Here is a 7,746-nt window from a genome sequence, read left to right as displayed (position 1 = left end):
TAAATATCAAGAATCTGACTTGCAAAAGGTTCTACCAAATTTGTAAACAAATTTTCCTTATCATCAAAATGACGGTAAAAAGCTCCTGTAGTTACCCCAGCTTCTTTGCAAATCTTTCTTAAGTTAGATTTCTCATAACCATCTTTTAAAAAGTTTTTTATACCACTTTCTAAAATTTTGCTATGAGTAGCATCATACCCACTTAAACTCAACACTCATTCACCTTCTTCCTACTACAAAATCCAACCATGATAACTTAGTTATCATTATATATACTCATCTTCTTTTTGTCAATACGCACAGTGGAAAATAATACTTAAGTATGATATAATTATTAATAATTAAATACACGCTTAACGCTTATAACTTTAATAGCAAGCACAGTAAGTGAGTACCCACTTACGAAAAATTGATGAAGCAGAACCTTTATGGACTGCTTCTTTTTTTATCAATTTTACCTTGTTAGGGAGAGCCCTAAGACCCCAATATTTTATGATAAGGAGATATACTATGGATAATAGAAAAAGAAATAATCAACTAAAAATATATTTAACAGATGAAGAAAAGGAAGTTTTTGAAAAGAAAATGAGACTTGCAAACTGCAAAACTATGTCCCACTTTCTTAGAAAATGCGTATTAGAAAAAGAGATCTACGTTGTAGATTTAGAACCATTTAGAAACCTACAATGGTTACTTTCAAATGCAACAAATAATATAAATCAGATTGCAAAAGCTACTAATACAACTGGTGTTATTTACAAATATGAAATTGAATCTATGAATAATCAGATAGAAAAATTATCAAGGGAAATATGGCAGATTCATTCCCTACTTCTTAATAAATCAAAAGAAAGTTCTGGTGATTAGTATGGCAATTACAAAAATACATCCTATAAAATCAACTCTAAATTTAGCAATAGACTACATTACTAAGAGTGAAAAAACTGATGAAAAAATCTTAGTATCTTCATTCAAATGTCATCCATCTACTGCCCATATTCAATTTATAAAAACACGAGAAGATAATGATACTAAGGGTACAGTTTTGGCTAGACATTTAATCCAATCTTTTCTACCAGGAGAGGTTGATCCTATAAAAGCTCACGAAATTGGAATGGAATTATGTAAGAAAATTTTAAAAGAAGATTATGAATTTGTTCTTGCAACTCATATAGATAGAGGGCATATCCATAACCATATTATTTTTAATAATGTTAATTATAAGAATGGTAAATGCTACCAATCTAATAAAAAATCTTACCATAAAATTAGGTATCAAAGTGATGAATTATGTAAAGAAAATAAGCTTTCAGTCATTGATGAATATTATGAAGCTTACAAAAGAAAATATAAAACTCCTGGTAAGTCTTGGTACGAATATGATCAAAACAAGAAAGGAAATTCTTGGAAGTCTAAACTACAATTTGATATAGATAGAATGATTAATAAGTCTAAATCGTGGGAAGAGTTTTTAGAAAATATAAAATCTCTTGATTATGAAATTAAATTTGGTGAACACATTGCTTTTCGTCATAAAGATAAGCAAAGATTTACAAGAGCGAAGACTATTGGAGAAGATTATACTGAAGAAAAAATCAAAGAAAGAATATATTTAGCTATTAAAAACAGAGCTAATCCTATTAAAAAAAGAGTAGGAAATGTTCTTGATATATCTACTAATAAAAAAGCTCAATCCTCTAAAGGTTACGAAATCTGGGCAAGAAAACACAATATCAAAACTATGGCTGATTCAATAATAAAGTTAAGAGAACAAGGAATTAATTCAATTACCCAACTCGATGACCTGATCAAAAAATCTGCTGATGATAGACAAGACTTGTTAGATAAAATAAAGGAAATTGAAACTGAAATGAAGAGTTTATCTCAAGATATGGAAAATATAAATACTATAAATAAGTATCGTGAAATATATAAATACAACAAGAAAAATCCTGAAGATAAACAATTTGCAGAAGAATATTATAGTGAACTTTCCGTCTATAAAATAGCCGCTAAAGAAATCTTGGAAAACTATAAAAAACTACCAAACACAAAAGAAATACTATCTAAACTTGACGAATTACAAGAAAAAAAGAATACCCTTATGCAAGAGTATTCTTTGAATAAAGAACAATTTTCTGACCTTGTTCAGTATAGGAAAAACTATGAAAATTATTATGGGAAGGAAGTGGAGAGGTAGGGTTATTTAGCTTCCTCTTCAAGTAAATATCAAAATAATTAATTTATCAAGGCTTCTCTATAAATTAAAATTTTATGTTTAAAAGAATCAATTCCACCTTCCATGTGATTTATTATTTCTTTTTTTATAGCTACTTCACCAGGATAGCCTTGATTTTTCACCCAACCATGTACTCCATCAGAATCCATTACTAGCACACAGTCTGACATTGCATTAGTTACAATTGTTGCACTATGAGTTGCAATTATAACTTGTCTATCATTTTTAGTTTTCCTTAGCTGCTGAACAAGATTTTTATAAATATATCTACTATCCAAATTATCCTCTGGTTGGTCAATAACAATCGGTCTGAAATCATTGTTATATTTCCCATATCCTAATATAAAGTCTAACATTGCTACGACTTTTTGACCTAGCGATAAGTTTTTTATATCTTTATAAATCTCTTGAAGATTTTTATTGTCTTCCCTACTATTAATATTAAATAGGATAGTGTATTCTTCAAGTTTTCTAAAGTAGTTTTTAAAATATCCAATCCATGTATCTATATTTTTATCGTCAGTTGCATATATTAATAAATCCGATATTAACGTCTTAGCAATATCAGCATTAATAATGGTTTTATTAGAATCTATTACTTTAAAACTACTTTCTTCTGTAAATTCTAAAAACTCTTTGGGATTTATCCAAGAAGAATCTTTATTTATTGATGATTTCAAAAAATTAATCAATCCTTTTTTATTTATTATATAAAATATAAATCCCTCTAAATTTTCTCTCTTAATATTATATCTATTAATAATACTTGAAAATTTGCTTTTATAAATTTCTTCTATGGGGTACTCAAGCACTAAATCATTTTGAATATAATCGATTTTTAATGTTCCTTTTTGAGTTTCATTAAAAGGATCTAGTACCTTTTTTACATCTTCTCTTCTATTTTTTAAAATACTTTCTATATCTCTTAGAAATTTAGATAAACCTGATTTAGCTTTAATTTTTATTTTATTTTCAAATGGTTCTAACTCTTTATTTTTAAACATCAAATCATAAATAAACCTGTTAATTTCATCTCCGCTTGCATATCTAACAAGATCATTAACAGAATACCTATTATCATAAAGTTCTGATAGGACTTTTGTTTTATTACGTACTTTTTCGATATTGCTAATATCCATCTCTTCAACATTACTACAAGTTATCTTATATACGTTCAAATACTTTTTAAGCATATATTTTTTAATTCTGTCTCTATTAAAATAATATCTTCTTCCATATTGATAAGGTCGTTCCTCTTCAAATCGGCTTAAAATATTATCATCATCTTCTTTATAAGGACTTATAAACTCAACAATATACTCATCTCTATCACATTGAAATAATAAATATACGTTCCCATGCTTACAAATAAAATCTAAAAGATTCTCATCATGAACACTTTGTGTCATTACAAAATCAATTGTTTCAAGGACAGTACTCTTGCCAGTTCCTCTTCCCCCTATCAAGCAATTTAAAGAATCCGAAAATTTTACAGTAAAATCCCCATCTTTCTTTTTATTAGATAGAAAACCAGATTCTTCAAACATTACATATAAGCCTTCTATATAGACTTTATTTTTATTCATGTTCTCATAACTTACAGAAATATCAAAATCAATTAAAGCTTCTTTTAACATTTGAAAGTTAATATCACTTCCCTTAATCCAAAAAAAATTATTGTCTAATGTATCAATTGAATGTGAGTCATTGTCAATTAAAAAATTTACATCCTCTCTATAATTTTTCATGAAGTTTTTTGCACCTTTGATTTGATTCTTCTTTTTTAAACCAACAATTCTTGTGTTTTCACTGGAAAATAATTTCTTTTTATACGCTCCACTTAAAAACTTATCTTTATTTATATTTGATGAGTATATATGAGCTATGTAAGTTATCGCTCCTAAACTCGAAAAAAAATCCATAACTTCTAAACTAGTAACATATACACCGTCTTTTTCAGAAATCAATTTTTCATCTAGCCACTTAATTACTTTCTCTTCATTATTTTTATCATCATCTAATATTGCTACTACATGAAGCTTGTCAGCACATGATATTTCTATTCCTCGAAATAGTATTGTTTCAAACATTATATTTAGCTTTTAACTTTTTTAGATGATGTATACATAATTTTAATTTATCTATCCCCTCAAATGTATTATGATCTGTAACAACAGATATCTCATATTGATTTATTAATAATTCATGAGCCAGCAATAAAAAAGCATATATTTCTTTTTTGTTTTCAAAAATATTAAAATCTCTACCGAACTTTACATCTCTTTTTCCATTTATGAGAGGTATAATACTTCTTTCATAAATTATATCTTCTAATTTCTTTTCACTTATTTTTTTATATCCATCCGTGCCTAAATTCTCCATTAATTTATAATCATGAGAAGCTGGAGTATGAATATGAAAAATTGACTTTCTAGGAAATCCAAAATTATCCCTAGTACTCTTAATGTGTTTATATGCTTCTATTACTTCACCATAAGTTCTTGTATCTTCAGCCATACTTCTCCTTAATAATCCCTAATGCTTAACAATATTTCTTATATAGAATAATCACTCTGATCTTCTGCAACCATTTTTAAATCAATTGAATTTCCAAGTACCGTTGATGAAAATAACAAATATAAGTAAGAATCTTATTTACCATTTACCTCAACTCTATTTTTTATATTCAATAATATCTCCAATATCACATTGAAAATACTCACAGATCTTTCCTAATGTTTCTAAACTTACATTTTCGTCTCTTCCCATTTTTGCTATTGTCTTGGGTGTTGTTGCTATTGCACATTGTAAGTCTGTCTTTTTCATATTTTTATCTATTAATAACTTCCATAATTTATTATATGAAAATCCCATATCATTCTCCAATTCTATATTTTACCTTTCTAAATGTATAGATTAACTACCTAATTATAGCATATAACACAGATTCCTTTCAATTATATGATTTACCGCGTTAAAATGAGCAAAAAAAGGCTGTGAGTTTAATGCTCACAGCCTTTTTCTTATATACTCTTGAACGTATTATCTGAGTTTTCATTTATTGTTTTAAGACCACTTTTTATTGCAAGTAAGACACCTGCAATTATAAAGACAAATACTATTAATATAGGAGTATAATTCATATTTATTAGCAGTTCTTTTATTCCAAAGCCTAATTCATAGTTACTCCTATAGGCTCTTAACACAATGCCTATAGCAAACATAAAGATATATGCTAAGAAAATATTTTTAAATAATATTTTTACTTCAGAAAATACCATCTTTTCAACCTGTTTTTCTGTCATTCCAGTAGTTGATAGAAGTTTAAAATCATTGGCTCTTGCTTTAAGGTTGCCTTTAAAACTATTATAGGCATTGGAAAGAGCGATGGTTATAAGAATTATTTGTATGCCAAGATTTAAAAGTTTTTCATTTCTCGTTTGTTCTTTATTCATAGCAGCTTTTATAATTTCTGTAGAAGTGCCATGATCTGATTTTGGAACATAGGTCGAAATCACCTTTTCGGCATTTTCAAATACTTTTTCTTTATTTTTATCGGCTTTGATTTTTACAAAATAATAATATACAGGATTAGCTTCATCTATTCCGTACTCATCTATAAAATTTCTTAGACTACTTTCGCTTGTGTAAAGAGCTATTTCATTTGACTTATATGCCTCTAATCCATAAGGCATCTCTTCTATAGATTCGTCAATTCTTATTTTCATAGCCTTTCCCTTTTCATTATATTTTAAAGTAATATCTCCAGATTCCTTATCAGAAATTTTTATATAATCTCTAAAGGTATAAGGCGTATTATTATCTTTGGATACTTTATTCACTAAAACATAAGTCGCATTTGTAATATTATTTACTTCTAAAAGGTTTTTAAAATCTTTTTCTGTTAGTGCATAGATACTAGCATAAAGTTTATCACTGGATTTTTTACCACTATCTAGAGAATTTTTTAAATCTTTAGAAATAAAGTCCTCATTTTCACCAGTATAAAATTTTGTATCTACTCTTTGATAGATGTGTAATTGTTCTATACCTTTAACTTTTTCCATATCATTCGCAAAATTTTTATTCAAAAATTCATCTGTATAAATACTTGAGTTAAAATTGTAAGGACTTTTATATGAATTATATTTTTCATTCAAAGTTCTATATGACTGGCTAACTAAAACTGTGGTAAGTACAAAGGCTGATAGAGCCATTGAAATTACAATAATTCGATAGGTTGAACGATAGGACCTATAATAATCTTTTGCTAAAGTCTTTTCTATAGGTCCATTTATTTTTGACTTACCAAACTTAATATTTTTTTCTGTAATGCCATTTAATCCCTCAATAACCTTTATCTTTGAGCTTTTCTTTGCAGGAATCAATGCTGAAAAATAAACCATTAATAAGGATAACAGAATAATTATTAAAATAGATCCAATACTTGGTATTACTAAATTAAAGTCTGGAGATTTTAGACTTTCGCCTAAAATATTTGACATTTTTTTGTAAGAGATAGAATTGTTAAACCACAACAAATATAGGAGTAGATTTGCAAAAGCCCAAGATAAGACTGTCCCTAAAGCTATTGGCAAGATTGAAAGTTTAGATGCCTTCTTTCGAATCATTTGTCTAACTTGCTTTTTAGTCATCCCAGTACTTTTTAAAAGAGCAATTTCTTTTAAATCTCTATTATTCCATACATTAAAAGCACCATATATAATAAAGGCAAAAAGTACGCAGAGAAAGAAAGCCATCCCATATTTTTCTATAGCTAAATTGATTACGCTTTTAGGTGGAATAATTCCTTTGGGATAAACCATACTATGCTCTAAAATATCTTTGTTGTAAAAAACTCTTCCAATATCTAAGGCTTTTTTCTCATCAATATTCATTTCAGACAAAATTTTTCGAGTCTTTGTATAGGTGTCCCTTATGCTTTTATACCAAATCTGCGCTTCTATTTCACCATTGTTTTCAAATAGATAATCCTTTTTATTGCTATCTGCTAAACCTATAAGCATAGTATCTTCAAAAGAATATCCATAATCATCGTAAACACCAACTATGGTATATGTCTTTTTATTTTCAATTATCTCAGAACCTAAATCATACTCCTTATTTTTTAATAAAAATCTCTCTGGCACTAAAAGTTCATTTGAATTTTCCGGTTTTCTACCATTTTTGATTTCATAGCCGAAAAGACTTTCAGAATCTCCATTTTCATATATAACTGCATTTAAGTCTGTATTAATGATTTTATTAAAAGATACTTTTTCTATGTCTGTATCGTTTTTTAATTTATCATAAAAATTTTCGTCAATTTCACCTATATTTACATGATAATCTCCAATAGTTTTCTTTACATATTCATACTGTTCAGTGTTTATTGAGTCGAAAATAAAAATAACAGTTCCTAGTAAAATTACTGCCAAAAGTATGGAAATTTTAATAGCAAAACTGTCTTTCTTATTATTTTTTACAGCTCCATCAGCTAGGTCATT

The 7,746-nt window shown here is 27.4% G+C and carries 5 protein-coding genes and 1 pseudogene; 2 read left to right on the top strand and 4 right to left on the bottom strand.

From position 1 onward, the window contains the following. A partial coding sequence (locus tag DES33_RS09225) for a TetR/AcrR family transcriptional regulator (RefSeq protein WP_146199878.1) occupies positions 1–215 on the bottom strand: 215 nt, incomplete at its 3' end. A gap of 295 nt (positions 216–510) precedes the next feature. On the opposite strand from DES33_RS09225, the gene DES33_RS09220 reads away from it, so the two are divergent. Together DES33_RS09220 and DES33_RS09215 are read left to right on the top strand one after the other, a co-directional pair. Next, positions 511–867, top strand: coding sequence for a plasmid mobilization protein (locus DES33_RS09220; protein WP_110058796.1), 357 nt, complete (start codon positions 511–513; stop codon positions 865–867). A 1-nt stretch (position 868) separates the two neighbouring features. After that, positions 869–2,200: a relaxase/mobilization nuclease domain-containing protein gene (locus tag DES33_RS09215; RefSeq protein WP_110058795.1), complete on the top strand. Its 1,332-nt coding sequence runs from the start codon at positions 869–871 to the stop codon at positions 2,198–2,200. A 38-nt stretch (positions 2,201–2,238) separates the two neighbouring features. On the opposite strand, the pseudogene DES33_RS09210 reads toward DES33_RS09215, so the two are convergent. The 3 genes and pseudogenes from DES33_RS09210 to DES33_RS09195 form a co-directional block, all read right to left on the bottom strand. Then, positions 2,239–4,756: pseudogene (locus DES33_RS09210) on the bottom strand (Spaf_1101 family AAA-like ATPase). A 156-nt stretch (positions 4,757–4,912) separates the two neighbouring features. After that, on the bottom strand, positions 4,913–5,113 hold the full coding sequence (locus DES33_RS09200) for a helix-turn-helix domain-containing protein (protein WP_035112633.1): 201 nt from the start codon (positions 5,111–5,113) through the stop codon (positions 4,913–4,915). A gap of 149 nt (positions 5,114–5,262) precedes the next feature. Continuing rightward, on the bottom strand, positions 5,263–7,746 hold a 2,484-nt coding region (locus DES33_RS09195; protein ID WP_110058792.1), incomplete at its 5' end, for an FtsX-like permease family protein.

The sequence above is a fragment of the Finegoldia magna genome (genome assembly GCF_003182075.1).
Taxonomy (GTDB): domain Bacteria; phylum Bacillota; class Clostridia; order Tissierellales; family Peptoniphilaceae; genus Finegoldia; species Finegoldia magna.
This window is presented reverse-complemented; position numbering and strand designations above follow the sequence as displayed.